The sequence below is a fragment of the Actinoplanes sp. TBRC 11911 genome, assembly GCF_012933445.1.
Classification (GTDB): domain Bacteria; phylum Actinomycetota; class Actinomycetes; order Mycobacteriales; family Micromonosporaceae; genus Actinoplanes.
In genome coordinates this window covers 158,799-174,038 of the sequence record NZ_JABBNC010000016.1, presented here as the reverse complement: position 1 = coordinate 174,038, position 15,240 = coordinate 158,799, and the positions used below count along the sequence as shown (strand labels likewise).

Below are 15,240 nucleotides of genomic sequence, written 5' to 3'. Positions count from 1 at the left end.
TAGACGCCCTCGACAAGCGTCGCCAAGCTGGATGTGAGGATTTGACTCGGTGGGCGTTGGCCTCAGTTTTCGGCGCTGACAACGTGCACGTGGGCTACACCTATCCAGCACCGGGACGCCCGGACATCGACGTGCTCGTTGCCACGCCCGGCGCCACTGTCGTTGTCGAGGTCAAAGGCGGTCGGTTCACGGATCCAGCACGGCGCGCGGCCCCTGATCGGGTCCGCAAGAAGACCCGCGAGTTCGTCGACAAGGCCCTGACTCAGAACGCACGGACGATCACCCACTTGCAGGCTGGGGCAGACGGCCTCCAGGATGCCAAGAAGCGGGCTGTGACCATCCCGAACGCGCCTGACCCGATGTCAATCATCGTCACCTTGGACCGAGTGGATCCATTCGCCACACATCTGCCCGATGGAGGCAAGCGTTCGGACGAGCCGGCGGCCGGTACCTGGCTGGTCGCGCTTGCAGACCTGTTGGTGTGCACGGATATCCTGCGCCACCCCGCGGAGTTCTACACCTACGCGCACACCCGAGCGGAGATCAACAAGGTGAGATCCCCGCTGGTCATAGTTGAAAACGACGCCTTGGCCACCTGGTGCGAATACCGCCTTGCGCCTGACTCCTCTGGACACCGTCACCCACAGGTGCTTGCGACATCGTCTCAAAAAATTGACGATCACTATTGTCACGCCGGTGACGACGCGGAGCGACCCGAGCGGCCCTCCACCGGGGTACCGCTCGAGATCTTGCGGGCGCTCGACGAGGCGCTCCGCGACCGCCCTGAACACTGGGGCGGCCTCGCGCAAGCCGCATTCGCGATCCAACCGAAAAACTGGCGGGAGTTCCACCGGAAGCTGCGTCAACATGGTGCGGCTCAATCTGCCCAGCACCTAAAGCGTCGCGATCGCAAACGCGCACGCAGGGCGTCCCATAGCATTGCCGTCGGCGCTGGCCTCACGGTTCGGTTTACCACCGAGGCGAGCCCCTCGACGATAGACTCCACCACGCTGATTCCTCGGCGGCTCGACTGACCCTTACAGAGTCCTGCCGATGCCGAAAACCTCATCCGCCCTGGTCGCGGCCATCTCGATCGCCGACGTGTGCGGCTGGGTCCCGGGCCGGATTTCGATAGTCGGACCTCGGTAAAAGGGCGCTTCCCGCGACCGGTCCGGCGCGGCCCCTTCTTCCCGCTGCGGCTGGTCCAGCCGCGTGGCCCGCGAAGCGGGATCGGGGGCTGCGAGGGGAGGGCGTCGACTCGGCAGCGGGTGAGATCACGATTGGCGAGCCGCTCATCTTCGTCCGTGGGTGGTGACGCTCGACAGATTAAGCGTGGCCCTGCGGCCGGCGCCGTGGCCCGAATAGAAACTCACGGTTCGAACTGACACGACGCGACCGTCGCTCGTGAGCATCTCGTCGATGACTACGATCGCCGTCGACCGGGTTCGGCAGACGTCTTTGACTATCTGGTGGACCTGCTTGCGGCGTACGGGAAAGACATTGATCTGATGCGGGGGATGACTTGAGCGAGCGTGACGCTGACGAGCGGACGGATGTGCGGGCGCTGCCCGAGTTGGTGCTGCGGCGGCACGGGCGGCTAACGGCCGGTGATCACGGCGACGAGCTGCTGACCATGTCGGTGGGGCCGGCGGGCGAGGCCATCGGTCTGTGGTGTTCTCCCGACGACGTGGCCGGGTTGACGTCGATGACGACAGAGCCGGGTGGCGCAGCGTTCCCTGACAGTCGGGCGGCCCGCCCGGCCGACATTCGGATCACCGTGCACTGTCCTGATTTGGGCGATGTCGTGCGGGTCGCGGCGATGCCGCTGGCGTACCCGTCGGTGCAGCCGCTGCCCGGTGGCCGATCTCTGGCGGTCGGCGGTCGCTGCCTCTGGCGGCCTGAGGGACCGGACCGCAATGCCATCATGTACGCCTCGGACGGCACGGTTGCGGGTGAGTACACCCTCGGCGATGGGATTGAGGATGTCTTCACCACGCCGTCCGGGCAGGCCTGGGTCTCCTACTTCGACGAGGGGGTGTTCGGCAACTACGGGTGGGGTGGGCCGGGGCCGGCTCCGCTGGGTGCTTGCGGGTTGGCACGGTTCGGACCTGCCGGGGAACCTCGGTGGCGTTTCCCGTCGGACGGCGCATTGGGCATCGCCGACTGCTATGCACTGAACGTCGTCGGGGAGACCGCCTGGGCGTGTTACTACACAGACTTTCCGGTGGTGCGAGTCCAGCACGGGCAGGTCACGTCTTGGCGCAACGAACTCGCCAGCGGTGTCCGGGGCCTGATCGTCGACGACGGCCGGGTCGCCCTGGTCGGTGGTTACAGTGGGCACCGCGACCGGCTCGTCGTCGCGGAGCTCGGAGACGGCGCCCTGCGCGAAGTTGGCAGGTATCGGCTGGTACTGCCAGACGGCCGGCCCCTACCAGATCGGGTGCGTGTCGTCGGCCGCGGGGACCGCTTGCACATCTTTCACGGGCTGGATTGGTTCCAGATGTCCATGGACGACATCGTCAGTCCGTGACGCGCGACCCCCACTCACCGGGTGATTTGACGAGGCGCGACCGGTCACCGTGTCGCGTCGGCTGCTTGTCGATTGAGTCACGTCGTCCGCCTGGACGTTTCTTGCGGCCAAGACGCGGCGTGTGCGATTACGTCACCACCGGCGGCTGATCCGGACTTGTGCTCGTCTGGGTCGTGAGCCCCAACCCGATACTGGTCGATGCTGCGCGGCAGCGGTTAGGCGACGCCGACTCGGGTTGCGAATTCGCGTATGCCGGATAGGCCGTAGCTGGCGGGGGTGGACAGCAGGTCGCGGGTTAGTTGTTGGGCCCAGGGCCGGTATCGGACCTCTTCGGGAACGTCGCGTTCGGCGGCCAGCAGCGTGTCGTAAGCCGCTCTTGGCCGGCCGCGGCCCTGCAAGGCGAGGGCACGGTCTTCCCAGTAGCGGGCGCGGCGCTCGGCGTCAGGAATCGAGCGGGGATCGACGCGGCGGGCGTAGTCGACGGCGGCACCGTAGTCGCCAAGGGTGCGGGCGACGCTGATGCGGTAGACCGAAATTTCGGTGGTGTTGAAACGGTCGGACGTCCCGGCTGCGACGGCTGGCTGCTCAGCCTCGGCCAGCAGCGTCCACGCAGTGTCCCTGTCGTCGCGGATCGCGGCGGTGTAGGAGGCTACGGCGAGTAGCTGCCCGTACATGGCGTGATACGCCGGTCCTCCCTCTCGGGTGAAGGCGTGCACCTGCTCGGCGGCGTCGAGCACATGCCGCTGGGCGCTGTCGCCGTGATCAACGCGGCGTAGCACGGTTGCGGCGAGTCGTTGGCTCTCGGCCATGATCAGCGGGTCGTTGCCGCCGGTTGCGGCTTGTACGGCCCGGTCGGCGGTGGCGAAGGCCAGGCCGTCGTCGTGCAGCTTGATGAGCAGTTGGGTGGCGAGGCCGTACGCCTCGGCGAGTCGCTGGGCCGCGCCTGCCTGCTCGTGGAGGTCGGCCGCCGTGCGGCTGGCTGTTGCCTGGGCGAGCAGCCGCGGCAGCCGTCGGGCGAGCCTTGTGAAGCGGGTCGCGCGGTAGTCGGCTCGGCCCGCGGCGATCTGGGCGGTCATCTGCTGGGGCGGCAGCGGTTCGGCGGTGAGCCGGCCGAACAGGACGTCCTCGATGGTATTGCCGGCGGGTGCGGCGGTTGCGGGTGCCGGCATCATCGCGCCGGCCCCGACAGCGGCTGCGCCGGCCAAGAACCTGCGTCGTTGCACGGTGTCGCCCTCTCCGTCGACGGTTCTGGTCAGGGTAGACCCGTCGTGTGGTCCAGGCGTGGTTGCCAGGCCGAGCAGTTCCGCAGGTACGTCGTACAGGTCAGCCAGTCGGCGTAGTTCAGCGACGTCGCGGATAGACCGGCGACGGCTTTCCAGCCTTGACAGTGTGGATGCCGAGTAGCCGCCCGCCGCGCCGAGCTGCTGCAGGGTCAGCCCGGCCGCGAGCCGGGAGAACCGCAGGATCGTGGCGTAGTCGCCGGCCTCTGCCGCTTGTTGGACTGCGGGGTTGGCGGTCCACTGGGGTGCGCTCACGGTGGCTCCGTCCTCGCACGGGGAATTCGAGCGTGACGGTTCGGTTGCAGATCATGCAAGTCTCTTGCACGGAAAGTGACATGCCTTCTCTGGGTCGGGTCTGTCCGATGGACTGTTTACGCCGCCCGCACCACCTCGTCCGGCGGGAACGACTCACAAGGGGAGCCTGATGATGACCCATACCATCACCGATGAGCCGATCACCGCGGCGCAACTGGTCCAGGCCGGCCTGTTGCAGCTCGGCGGCGGCTGCCGGCTGCACCCGACAGCGGTGTTCATCCCTGCGGACTTGCGGGCAACCCCACGTCCGATTGTGCTGGGCGAGCAGGTCACGATTGGCGCGTACGCCGTGCTCAACGGCGGTGTGGCCATCGGCGACCGCACGTACATCGGACACCACGCCGTGCTCGGAGAACCCGAGTACGGCTACGCCGTGCGCGAGGTCTACAGCGGTGCAGGCGCCGGCACCATCATCGGCGCCGGAGTGATCATCCGCTCCGGAGCCATCGTCTACGCCGACACCACGATCGGCGACGACACGACGATCGGGCACCACACCCTCCTGCGCACCGGCGTGCACGTCGGCGCCGGCAGCCAGCTGGCCGCGAACCTCACCGTCGAGCGAGGCTGCCAGATCGGCTCCGGCGTTCGGTGCTCACCTGGTTCGCATTTGACCGCCGACACCGTCGTCGGCGACCGAGCATTCCTCGGCTCCGGCGTCCGTACGGTCAACGACCAGCAACTGATCTGGCGCGACCCCGCCCACGAGATGCCGCTGACCCCGCCCGCGTTCGGCGCAGGGAGCAAGGTCGGTACCGGCGCCGTCGTGCTCGCCGGCGTCACCGTACGCCCGGGCGCCCTCGTCGGCGCCGGCTCGGTGGTCACGCGCGACGTCGCCGAGGACACCATCGTTTACGGAGTTCCCGCCACGGCGCGCGGGCAGGTGACGCCGTGAACGCCCTGACCTGGCTGGAGCCGCTGCGTAGCAGCGTGCCCGAACTCGATACCCCCGCCTGGACAAGCCTGGAACGCTTCGATGCCGCCCTCGGCGAGTTGAGCTCTGCCGCCCCCGCCCACCACGACGCCGCAGCCTGGTCGGCGTGGCTACTCCAGCTGCGCCACGAACTCGCCGCCCGCAGGCACCGCGCCCCGACGGGCCCGGCCGGTCCGGTGTGGCAGACCCTCGCCCAGTTCCTCGCCGGCGCCCGCGACCTCGACCTGCGCGACTGCACCGGCGCCGGGCACGGAGCCATGGTCCTCACCCACGCGCCTACCGCTATCGCCCGCGCCTGGGACGAGCGGCTGCGCGCTGGCGAGCTGATCGGTATCGCCGCCACCGAACGCCATGGCGGCTCCCGCATCCGTGAGATCACCACCCGGGCCCGCCCCGGGCGTGGCGGCACCTGGCGGCTGACCGGCGAGAAGTGCTGGGTGTCCCGGCTGACCGAGGCCGCCGCATTCGTGGTGTTTGTCCGCGACCCGGACGCGCGGATCAGCGCGGTACTCGTCGACGCCGACGACCCTAGGGCCGAGCGGGACGTCATCGAGCCGTTCGGGCTCGGCGGCTGGAGCTGGGGCGCGCTGCGCCTGCACGACCTGCCGGTCGACCCCGCCACCGCGCTGCTCGGCGCCCCCGGCAACGGCCTGGAGATCTTCCACCAGCACTTCGCCCGCTTCCGGCCCCTGGTCACCGCGACCGCCCTGGGCACCGCCGCCGGCGTACACGCTCTGGTCGCCGACGCCCTGGCCGCCCGCCGCAGCACCGGCATCCTGCCCCGGGTCCGCGACAACGCCCTAATCGCCCTGGGCCGCACCCACGCCGAAATCACCGCGGCGTTGCTCGCCACGGTGACCACCACCCGGCTTGCCATGATCGGGCACCCCGCCGCCGACCTGCTCGCCCGGCTCGGCAAAGCCGCCGGCGTCGACACCGCCGTGCAAGCCGTGAACAACCTGGCTCCGCTAATCGGCGCGGCTGGCTTCCAGCGCAGTCACCCCGTCGCCAAGGCCCGCGCCGACCTGACCGGGCTGCTCTACGCCGACGGCATCCACGACAGCCTCTACCGCTCGGGCGGGGTCAGTCTGCTGGCCGGACCCGCCAATAGCAGGCTGGCCACGCTGACCGCCGCAGCCTGATTAACAACACGGGCTCCACGGCCGCGGTGCCGTGGAGCCCGTTCGCTGTCCGGGAAATGCTCCTCAGGCTACGAAGAAGCCGTTCTCCAGGTAAAGGACCGTACCCTCCGCCCGGGCTCGCATAGCCGCCGCTATCCGCCGGGCCAGTAATTCCGACAACCGCTCGGCGGCCTCCTGCTCGGTGCACCATGCCCAGCTCCGCAGTTCCTCGGCCGGTATTTGAATCTGGGCCGTCTGCTGCGGCGTGAGGATCCCGCCGTCGAAGATCAGCATCAGACCCTCGGTCCGGCCCGGCCGGGGCGGCACCCAGTCAGTCACCAGCAACCGGCGAGGTTGCACGTGTAGCGCCAGTTCCTCCTTCAGTTCGCGCACGACCGCGGCGTACGGCGACTCATCGGCTTCGACCGAACCTCCGGGGATCTCGAAGTAGTCCTTGTAGGTCGGTTCGACCAGCAGCACTCGGCCAGCGTCATCGCAGAGCAGCGCCGCAGCGCCCATGCGCTTGCGAGGCAACGACGCCGTGTAGTCGTCAGTCACCGCGCCAGGCTAACCGCGAGCGGGCCAGGGGATCCGCCTTTGGTCAGTCGCTTTGAACCGGTACTACGCAGGGTGATGGCGGTGCGTGGTGCTCCGTGGGTGATCGGATGTCGGCGACCGTTCCAGTACGGCCGAGACTGAATCAGCACGACAGGATGGCGATCGACGGTCCCGACAGCACACCAATGGTGGACTCGGCCACCACCTGCGAGAACGTAAATCCGCTCTGAACTGCTCAAATGCCTCCGGGCGAACCTTTCCGGCCGAGGGTTACACAGCGTACGTACGACCACTAGTCATCTGACTACGGATCAGAAGGTTAGGGGTTCGAGTCCCTTCGGGCGCACAGCACGGAAAGGCCGTCATCAGCGGAAACGCCGGTGACGGCCTTTCCGTTTCCCGGTTTCAAGTCGTCCCATTATGCGGAACCCGGGTGATCGGATGGTGATCGTGTGCCGCTGCGGCGTTCATCCACAGTGGAATGGGTCGTGTCGAGGGCATTTGTTCGGGGTGGGATGCGAGGACTGGTTAGTTGGTGTCCCGGTCCAAGCCGGCCGACCAGCCGCGGGAGGGTGGGCAACGAGCGGGCGCGTGGATGTGCTTGCGATCCGCTGATCGGCGCGATTGTGGGGGCGGAGTGACGCCGCCCGCCCCGCTCCAAGGCTGGATGGGCTTGACGGGCGTCTCGCCGCCCGCGGCGGCTCCGGCCGATCCATGCCGAGCCGGCAGCCGCGACTACGCTCTGCGTCGTGGAGATGACTCGGTTTCAACACGTCGGGTGAGCCGTTGGCGGCGATCTGGCTCGCCGTTAAATTTCTGAAATGTCCTCGTCTGCGCCCATGGTCGCCCAGATCGGTCTTTCTGCTCCGCGCGTCGCTCTGGTTCTCGACGGCGGAGCGGGGTGGCACTTTTGGGCGCGCCTGGTCGAGAGCTGGCGATGACTCGTCTATGACCAGCAGGTCAGCGTCTATGCCGGTGCGTATCGGTCACCGGACTCGGCGACGCGGAGGGCGGCGGAGCGCCGCGACGATGGCGGCCCCGGCGAACAGGAGGACGATTCCCGCGCTCGCGACCGCCGCCGCGGTGGTGCCCGTGATGGGAAGTTCGGCTTTGCCGTGTTCGCCGGTCACGCTGATCTCGGCCTGGTTGTTGCGAAGGTCCCGGTCGACGTTCACGCCGTCGCTGAACAGGTTGACCTGCACCTCTCCTCCTTCATCGGACACGGCCCGCGTACCGCTTACCGTGAAGGTGAACGTCAATTCGCGGCCCGGCGCGAGCATCGTCGACCGTGGCGTGCAGTCGAACTCCGCGGGACCGAAGTCGAGCAGCTCGAGGGGAGCCGAGGAGGGTGGCGTTTCGTAGTCGCCGGACGCCGAGGTGCAGCGGTCATCGGCGGAGACCACAGCCACGGACGCGGGCAGGGTTACCCGTACGGCCGGGGCGTTGTTGATGAAAGGCGGGTAGCGCAAGGTCCCTGGTCCGCGATTGGCGAGCCCGACCGCGATGGTGTGATCCCCGGGGGTGCCAGGGATCGCCGCGCCGATGGCCACCACGTCGGTGCGCCGGCCGCCCGCGACGGTCACCGTGGTGTACGAGCCGTTGTCGTCGTTGTCGATGTCGGCTTGGCGAACGCCGGCCGCCGACATAATTGTCTCGTCGAGCTGGAGCTCGGGACCGGTGCCCTGTCGGCCCTCGGGGAGGTCGCCGAAGTCGGCCCGCGAGTCCTGCCATTCGGCGGCCGTCAGCCATTCCACACTCAGCGCCGTCCGGCTGGCCGACGCGGCGTCGCGCGGCACCCGGAATGTGATCGGCGCCGACACCCGGTACGAGGATCCTGCGGTCAGCGTCGTATCGAAGGTGCACGCAACGACGTATCCGTACGTGCAGTTGCCGAAATTCGTGTCGGCCAGGAGATCCTCGTCGGCACCGATCACGGCGGTCAGTCCATCGACATCCTTCGCCCCGCTGTTACGGACCCCCGGACGCAGCGTTGCGGCACGGCCCGGAGCCACCCGCTGCGGCTTCTCGTCAAGCGCCGTCAGATTCACACCCTCGCCGATGCGGATCGCCGTGGTCTCGGTGGTCGCGGGCCCGTCGTCTATCTTCGTCGTGACCGACAAGATTCCGGCGTCGCCAACCGATGCGCCTTTCTTGGGCGTCAGGCGAAGCAAGACATCCGAGAAGGTCCAGAACCCGTACGAGCCGTCGTCGTCGGGACGCTTGAACACCCGGTGCGGCCCCCGCAGGAGACACCGCACGACGGGGCCGGCCGAGCAGTCTCCGCCCGCCTGGGAGTCGTCGATGACCACGTCGGCCACGCCTACCTTGGACGTATCGATGGTCAGGATGATGCTTTCTGCCCAGCCCGCCTGGTCGGCGAACAAAATGACGGACAGGCTCTCGTCGAGCGTGCCGCCGCCGGCCGGCAGCGTGAGATTGCGCAACGTAACGAGGCCTTCGACACCGGCGGGAGCGGCCTCGGCCGGAGTCCCGAGCGGAGCAGACACCGCTGCGGCGAGCATCGTCAGGACAACGAGACGGCGTAAGCGGGTCATGGGTCCTCTGTCGGCAGTAAGTGGACTCTTTCCCACATTCCTAGCAAAAGGCACAACGCTGCACCTGTCGAACGGACGCAAGACACCCCGAATCGCCAACCGCTATTGGCGGCTTCGACGATCGAGCGCGACAGGCTGGGGACCGGAACGGCTACGCCTTCGAGCAGCCAACCTCATCGCGGCCCCCGATCACTCGGAGCCGTGAGCCGGGTGCCGCGACCGCGCGTACGGCAGCCGCCTGTGACTTTCGGCCGTAGCTGGCACTGGTCGGCAACGATGGCCTGCGCCGTTGCGGCGTCGCGCCGACCGGTCGTTCACGATAGTGGGGAAGCGGGTCCACGTAGGACGTAATTCGCCGGTTTCGCAGTCGATCTCGGCCCGAACGGCGGAAGCGCCGAGCGCTATTCCGCTCTCGTGTACATGCCGATCCAGCGCTTGAGCCGGTTCATGACCCGCGGATCGACCTTTAGGGGTTGTCCGGGTCGTCGAAGAAGGCCAGGTCGACTTCCATGGAGGCGGTGGCCTCGCGTGGGAGGCGGTCCTCCGGGATGGCTGCCAATATCGACTGGCTGCCGATCACGACGACGTCGGGGTCGTCGGCGATCTGACTCGCCGCCCGCAGGACGTGTTCCAGCTGCTCGCGTCTCACGCCGCGTGCTCCCAGCCGCTGCGAGTGAAGGCCTTGAGGACCTGCTGGCGCTGAGGCAGGGAAAGAACCCCGGCAAAGGGGGAGTTCTGTCGTAGCTCCACGGCCTCGGGATCTTCTGAGGTCAGGGTCCTGAGGACGGCGCCGGGCCCTTCGTTCAGCTTTTCTCGCCACTGCAGCAGCCAGACCTCGGTCATGGTGCCCCGGTGTTGAACCAGGAGCCGGTCGAGGTTGGCGGCGGCCTTACCCAAAACCACGTCCGGATCGGTGACCAGGCTGCCCGCGACCGCCTGATGCAGCCACAGCGACTTGAGCTGGTCGCGCGTCAGCCTTGGCTTGGGTCGGCGCAGCGCCTCCACGGCGCTGCGCTCGACCCTGCGGTGCTTGCCGACCATGACGAACGGCAAGTCACCCCGCTCGCAGAGGTTCACCACCTGCTGGCGCGAGGTGCCCAAGAGCTTGGCCACCTCGCCGGTGGTCAAGAGGCCTCCACTGCTCGTCTCCATAGTTACAGGTTAGGCCGCAAACGCCAAAAACACAAAACGCACGCTTGGTAGCTCTGTATGTCGTGCCATGGGCACCCGGTTCACGCTGCCCGTTGACGGCCGCCCGGCGATCGTCCTGGTCAGACGGATTGACCGCTCGTCCGGGAGGGCCGGGGTCAACCGATCCAGAAAGGACGTTCACCATTTCGTCACCTCATCCCGCCGGGCGGACAGCGGCACGTGACAGCTCCTCCGTATCCTGCTGTGAATCTTGCCGTGGTTCGAGTGGGAGTGACGGTGTCGATAGTGAGTGCGGGGCGGGCTGCACGTACGGGTGGGGTGCTGGAGTCCCTGACCCGCTTGCGGTGGTATGCCGCGTTCGGGGTGTTCTGCTTCCACTACGCCAACGTCGTCGGGATCCACGACCCGGCGGTCCGGGCGGCGTTGTCGCTCGGGTACGAAGGGGTGCCGTTCTTCTTCGTGCTGTCCGGCTTCGTGCTCACCTGGGCGCACCGGCCGACGGACGGGGTCGTCCGCTTCCTGCGGAACCGCTTCGCCCGGGTCTGGCCGCTGGTGGCGGTCACCGCGGTGGTGATCGCGCTGATCGACTGGAGCGAGGGCGGCCCCCCGTCGCTGCTCGACCTGGTGTACACGCTGACGCTCACCCAGGCGTGGGTGCCCGACCACTTCTACGCGGTCAACGAGGTGACCTGGACGCTGTCCTGCGAGGCGTTCTTCTACCTGGTTTTCCCGTACGTGATCCGGGTGTTGTCCAGGTTCCGGCCGTGGGCCCTGATCGCCACGGCCATCGTCGCCGACGCGGTCACCGCCGGCACCCGGCTCTTGGTGGGCACCCACACCATGAGCCCGGGGCTCGCCAAGGAGGTGATCGCCTCGCCGCTCGCCCTCACCCCGATGTTCGTGGTCGGCATCTGCGCGGGTCTGCTGGCCAAGAACGGGGCCCGGCTGCCGGTCGGCGCGCGGACGGCGCGGCTGCTCAGCGTGGCGGCCCTGGCCGCCTGCTGGTTCTGGAGCCAGCATCCGCACCTGGTGCCCAGCCCGGTGGCCCCCGCCGTCGGGGTGTACGACGCGCTGCTGGTCCCCTTCTTCGCGCTCACCATCGCCGCCCTGGCCCGGCGCGACGCCACCGGTACGCCCGGCCGGGTGCTGTTCCGCCGGGTGCTGTACCGGCTCGGCGAGGCGTCCTACGCCTTCTACCTGGTGCACGTGGCCGTCCGGGACATCTGGATGCGGCACTGGCCGTTCACCGGCCCCGGCTCGGCCCTGCTGCCTTTGCTGGCGACCGTCGCCGTCGCCCTGCTGCTGCACAGCCTGGTGGAAAAGCCTGCCCAGCGGCTGCTCAAGGGAAGGTCGTCGAGGACCGGGCGGACGGCCGTGCCACACCAGCCGACGCCGCCGACAGCCGCGGACCGGGAGCCCGGAACCGGCAGCGACGGCGAACGTACCGTCGATCTGTCCGCTGTTGCGCAACCCGCGGTGGCTCATGCCCGGGAGGTCGGAAGCGCGGGCCCGGGCGGTGCATGAGGGCCAGGATCGCTCCACAGTGGATTTGACGTGCTCGGCCCGCTCGTGATCCGGGCAGCGCCGGCACGGTAGACCGCCCATTTCCCTGCTTTTGTCACTCGATGGGGTTTTTCGTCTATAGGCTCCGCGTATCGGGCAATTAGCGGGACGGGCGGGGAGCAAGATGCGCGGGGTGCTGCAGCGGGTTGGCGTGGCCGTGGCCGGGTTGATCCTGGTCAACGGCTGGTTCATTGATTCGGCTCAGGCCAATTCCAACTGTCCCCCGGTGATCCCGGCGTCGCCCGGCGACATGATCTCCTGCACGATCCAGGGCATTTACAACATCAACTTGATGTACGCAACGCCCAGCATCGACATCGATATCGCCGGTGGTGGTGGCGGTGGCTCCAACGGCCGTCGCGGCGGCAACGGCTCACGCGTGCTGGCCGGCAATGTGGCTCTGCCGCCCGGCACCGCGACACTCCAGGTCGTGGTCGGCCACGGCGGGATGAGCCGCCCCGTCGACAGATCAAATGGGTCCGGTGGCGGTGGCGGCTCCGGGATTTACGCGTACGACGAGAATTTCTTGTTCCTCGGCAAGGTCGCGATCGCGGCCGGCGGCGGGGCCGCCGGAACTCACGGCGACGGCGGCGACGGTGACGCCCCCGGCAGCATCGACGGTGGCGTCAGCCAGGGCGGCATGGCCGGTAGTGGCCCGAACGGTGGCGTCACCGGAGCGATCTACGAGGTGTACAACGGCTCCGGAGCGACGGTGGTGGGCCAACTCCCGTACGGGGATTCCGACAGCCCGAGCAACCACGTGCCGGCATTCGGTGGACCAGGGTGGAATGTCTGGAACTTCGAAAGCGGCGGTGGCGGTGGCGGCTACGCCGGTGGTGGCGGCGGTGGCGGCTCCGCCGACTACACCCCCACCCCCAGCAACCCGCCCATCTTCTTCGGCGGCGGTGGCGGAGGCGGATCGTCACTCAACCCGACCGGCACCCCGATTCTGCACGTGAACAACGGAGTCACCGACGCGGTGCCGTTCGGCGGTTTCGGCTACGTGAAAATCTCTGTGCCGTACCTTCCCCAGCCCGGGTCGCCGACCAACCTGCAGTCCACCCATGGTGACGGGTCCGCGCGGCTGACCTTCGACGCTCCGGTCTACACCGGCACCTCCTCGCTCGGCGACTACACCGCCACCGACCAGAACGGCGTCACCCACATCTGCCCGACCGTCGTCTGCGACATCACCGGCCTGGTCAACGGCACGTCGTACACCTTCACCGTGCACGCGAGCAACAGTTCGGGGCCCGGCGCCGAATCGGGCACCACCACGGTCGTCCCGTCGACCGTGCCGGACCCGCCGCAGATCACCGCCGTTGATCCCGGCGACGCGCAGGTCGAGGTGACCTTCACCGGGCCGGACAGCGCGCATGACGGCGGTGACACGGTCGACAAATACACCGTCACGGACACCGGCAACAGTTCTACGAACACCTGCGCCACCAGCCCGTGTACGGTCTTCGGCCTGGCCAACGGCAGTCCGTACCGGTTCGTCGTGACGGCCCACAACGTCAACGGCTGGTCGACGCCCTCGGCCCAGTCCGACGAAACGACCCCGGCGACCAGCCCGCAGACGCCTACGATCGGCAGCGCCACCGCGGGGAACGGTCAAGCGAGCGTCGCGTTTCAGCCCGGCGACACCGGCGGTGCCACGGTCACCTACACCGCGGCCTCGACCACGGGGAACCGCAGTGGCACCTGCGCCGCGAGCCCCTGCACGGTCGGCGGCCTGACCAACGGGCAGTCGTACCGGTTCAAGGTGACCGCTACCAACTGGGCCGGTTCGTCGGTCGCCTCCGCTGCCTCGAACGCGGCCGTCCCGATAGGCCCGGTGGCGGCCCCGACGACCGCACCGACCGGCCTGCGCGCATCCAGCGGGTCCGGCTGGGCCGAGGTCGCGTTCGAGCCGATCAGCGGCGCCACCTCGTACGTGGTCACGGCCTTCCCGGGTGGCCGGCAGAACTCGTGTGCCGCCTCGCCGTGCCGGGTGAGCGGCCTGACGAACGGTCAGAGCTACTCGCTGAGCGTGCACGGCATCAACGCCGGGGGTGACTCACCGGAGTCGGCAACGGTGACGGCAACACCGCTGACGATGCCCGAGGCACCCCGGTCGGTCACGGCCGTCGCTCGTGCGGGCCAGGCTTCCGTACGCTTCGACGCGCCCCTCGACAACGGCGGCTCACCGATCAGCCGGTACACGGCGACCGCCACTCCCGGCGGTTTCACCGGAACCTGCTCGGCGTCCCCGTGCACGGTCCGCGGCCTGACCAACGGCACCGCGTACACCTTCACCGTCCACGCCACCACCGCCGCCGGTGACTCACCCGAGTCGGCGTCCTCGGCCGCGGCAACGCCGACAGTCAGCCCCGTGGGCCGGCCCAACGCTCCGGGCACCCCGGTGGCCCGCGCCCGCGTCTCGTCGGTGCGGATCACCTGGACCGCCTCGACCTCGTCGATCGTCACCGGATACACCGTCACCGCCGACCCGGGCCCGGCCACCTGCACCACCACCGGCCTGAGCTGCACGCTCGGCGCGGTTGCCGGCACCGCCTATCGCTATCGGGTGGTCGCGAATGCGGCCGGCGGTCGGTCGGCTCCGAGCCGGGCCAGCGCTTCGGTGACCGCCGCCGCCCCGGCCTCGCCGGTCACGGCACCGACGACCACCCTGCGGCTCACGACCGACAAGGGCAGGATCGACACGATCGCGCCGGGCGCCACGGTCACGCTGGTCGGCTCCGGTTACGCTCCGCATTCGACGGTCACGCTCACGGCGTACCCGAAAGCGACCTTGCTCGGAACGGCCGTGACCGACGAACGTGGTTTTTTCCGGCGGACCGTGACCGTTCCGACGGCGGTCACCGACCAGATTTTCGTCTCGCTGGGCGCGGCCCCGGACGGCCAGGTCCGGGCGATGAGGATGCCGGTGACGCTGACACCCGCCGCCGGCACCCTGCCGGTGACCGGCGCGAGCGACGCTTGGATCGCGCTGGTCGGCCTGATCGCGGTCGCCGCCGGGCTGCTGCTCCGCTCGCTCATCACGAGCCGCGCCGGGTAGCGAGGGCCTGTCCGGCCGGCCCGCGTGATCGACGGGACAGGCCCTGACGCTGGTAGAGGGCGTTGGCGGCGCAAGCTCACCGGCACGCCGGATGCCCGGATACCGGACACTCAGCTCCACCACGGTATATAAGCCGCGGGGCATGTGCAATTGATTGCACATGAGATGCAG

11 protein-coding genes and 1 tRNA gene are annotated in these 15,240 nt (G+C 68.6%); 7 read left to right on the top strand and 5 right to left on the bottom strand.

Translation table 11 applies throughout. The features are described from left to right. Together HH310_RS22590 and HH310_RS22585 are read left to right on the top strand one after the other, a co-directional pair. On the top strand, window positions 1-1,034 hold a 1,034-nt coding region (locus tag HH310_RS22590; RefSeq protein ID WP_211192474.1), incomplete at its 5' end, for a hypothetical protein. A 488-nt stretch (window positions 1,035-1,522) separates the two neighbouring features. Continuing rightward, entirely contained in the window at window positions 1,523-2,530 is a 1,008-nt protein-coding gene (locus HH310_RS22585; RefSeq protein WP_169177595.1) for a hypothetical protein, read from the top strand. 215 nt (window positions 2,531-2,745) lie between these two features. Here the strand turns inward: HH310_RS22585 and HH310_RS22580 are convergent, their stop codons facing one another. Continuing rightward, window positions 2,746-4,065 carry a helix-turn-helix transcriptional regulator gene (locus tag HH310_RS22580; RefSeq protein ID WP_312034263.1) on the bottom strand — a complete coding sequence of 440 codons (1,320 nt, stop codon included), beginning with the start codon at window positions 4,063-4,065 and terminating at the stop codon, window positions 2,746-2,748. Window positions 4,066-4,234: 169 nt separating this feature from the next. Here HH310_RS22580 and HH310_RS22575 point away from each other — a divergent pair, with 169 nt between their 5' ends. Next, window positions 4,235-5,020, top strand: a complete 786-nt coding sequence (locus HH310_RS22575) for a DapH/DapD/GlmU-related protein (RefSeq protein ID WP_169177594.1) — start codon at window positions 4,235-4,237, stop codon at window positions 5,018-5,020. Further along, the gene (locus tag HH310_RS22570; RefSeq protein ID WP_312034262.1) at window positions 5,017-6,201 is read left to right on the top strand and encodes an acyl-CoA dehydrogenase; all 1,185 of its coding nucleotides are present in this window, start codon (window positions 5,017-5,019) and stop codon (window positions 6,199-6,201) included. The genes HH310_RS22575 and HH310_RS22570 overlap by 4 nt, the downstream gene beginning before the upstream one ends. A 63-nt stretch (window positions 6,202-6,264) precedes the next feature. Here the strand turns inward: HH310_RS22570 and HH310_RS22565 are convergent, their stop codons facing one another. Further along, a complete protein-coding gene (locus HH310_RS22565; protein WP_312034261.1) occupies window positions 6,265-6,738 on the bottom strand; it encodes an NUDIX hydrolase in 474 nt (157 codons plus the stop codon). A 277-nt stretch (window positions 6,739-7,015) separates the two neighbouring features. Between HH310_RS22565 and HH310_RS22560 the strand changes: the two genes are divergently transcribed. Beyond that, window positions 7,016-7,084: transfer RNA gene (locus tag HH310_RS22560), tRNA-Arg, on the top strand. Between the two features lie 640 nt (window positions 7,085-7,724). Here the strand turns inward: HH310_RS22560 and HH310_RS22555 are convergent. The 3 genes from HH310_RS22555 to HH310_RS22545 all read right to left on the bottom strand — a co-directional run bounded on the left by HH310_RS22555 (window position 7,725) and on the right by HH310_RS22545 (window position 10,421). Next, the gene (locus HH310_RS22555; protein WP_169177593.1) at window positions 7,725-9,293 is read right to left on the bottom strand and encodes a hypothetical protein; all 1,569 of its coding nucleotides are present in this window, start codon (window positions 9,291-9,293) and stop codon (window positions 7,725-7,727) included. A 466-nt stretch (window positions 9,294-9,759) separates the two neighbouring features. Further along, window positions 9,760-9,942, bottom strand: coding sequence for a hypothetical protein (locus HH310_RS22550; RefSeq protein WP_169177592.1), 183 nt, complete (start codon window positions 9,940-9,942; stop codon window positions 9,760-9,762). Next, the gene (locus HH310_RS22545; RefSeq protein ID WP_248294278.1) at window positions 9,939-10,421 is read right to left on the bottom strand and encodes a helix-turn-helix domain-containing protein; all 483 of its coding nucleotides are present in this window, start codon (window positions 10,419-10,421) and stop codon (window positions 9,939-9,941) included. Before HH310_RS22545 ends, HH310_RS22550 begins: the two co-directional genes overlap by 4 nt. A 300-nt stretch (window positions 10,422-10,721) precedes the next feature. Here HH310_RS22545 and HH310_RS22540 point away from each other — a divergent pair, with 300 nt between their 5' ends. After that, window positions 10,722-11,969: an acyltransferase gene (locus tag HH310_RS22540; protein WP_169177590.1), complete on the top strand. Its 1,248-nt coding sequence runs from the start codon at window positions 10,722-10,724 to the stop codon at window positions 11,967-11,969. A 172-nt stretch (window positions 11,970-12,141) separates the two neighbouring features. Beyond that, window positions 12,142-15,069, top strand: a complete 2,928-nt coding sequence (locus tag HH310_RS22535) for a fibronectin type III domain-containing protein (RefSeq protein ID WP_169177589.1) — start codon at window positions 12,142-12,144, stop codon at window positions 15,067-15,069. The last annotated feature ends 171 nt before the right edge of the window (window positions 15,070-15,240 follow it).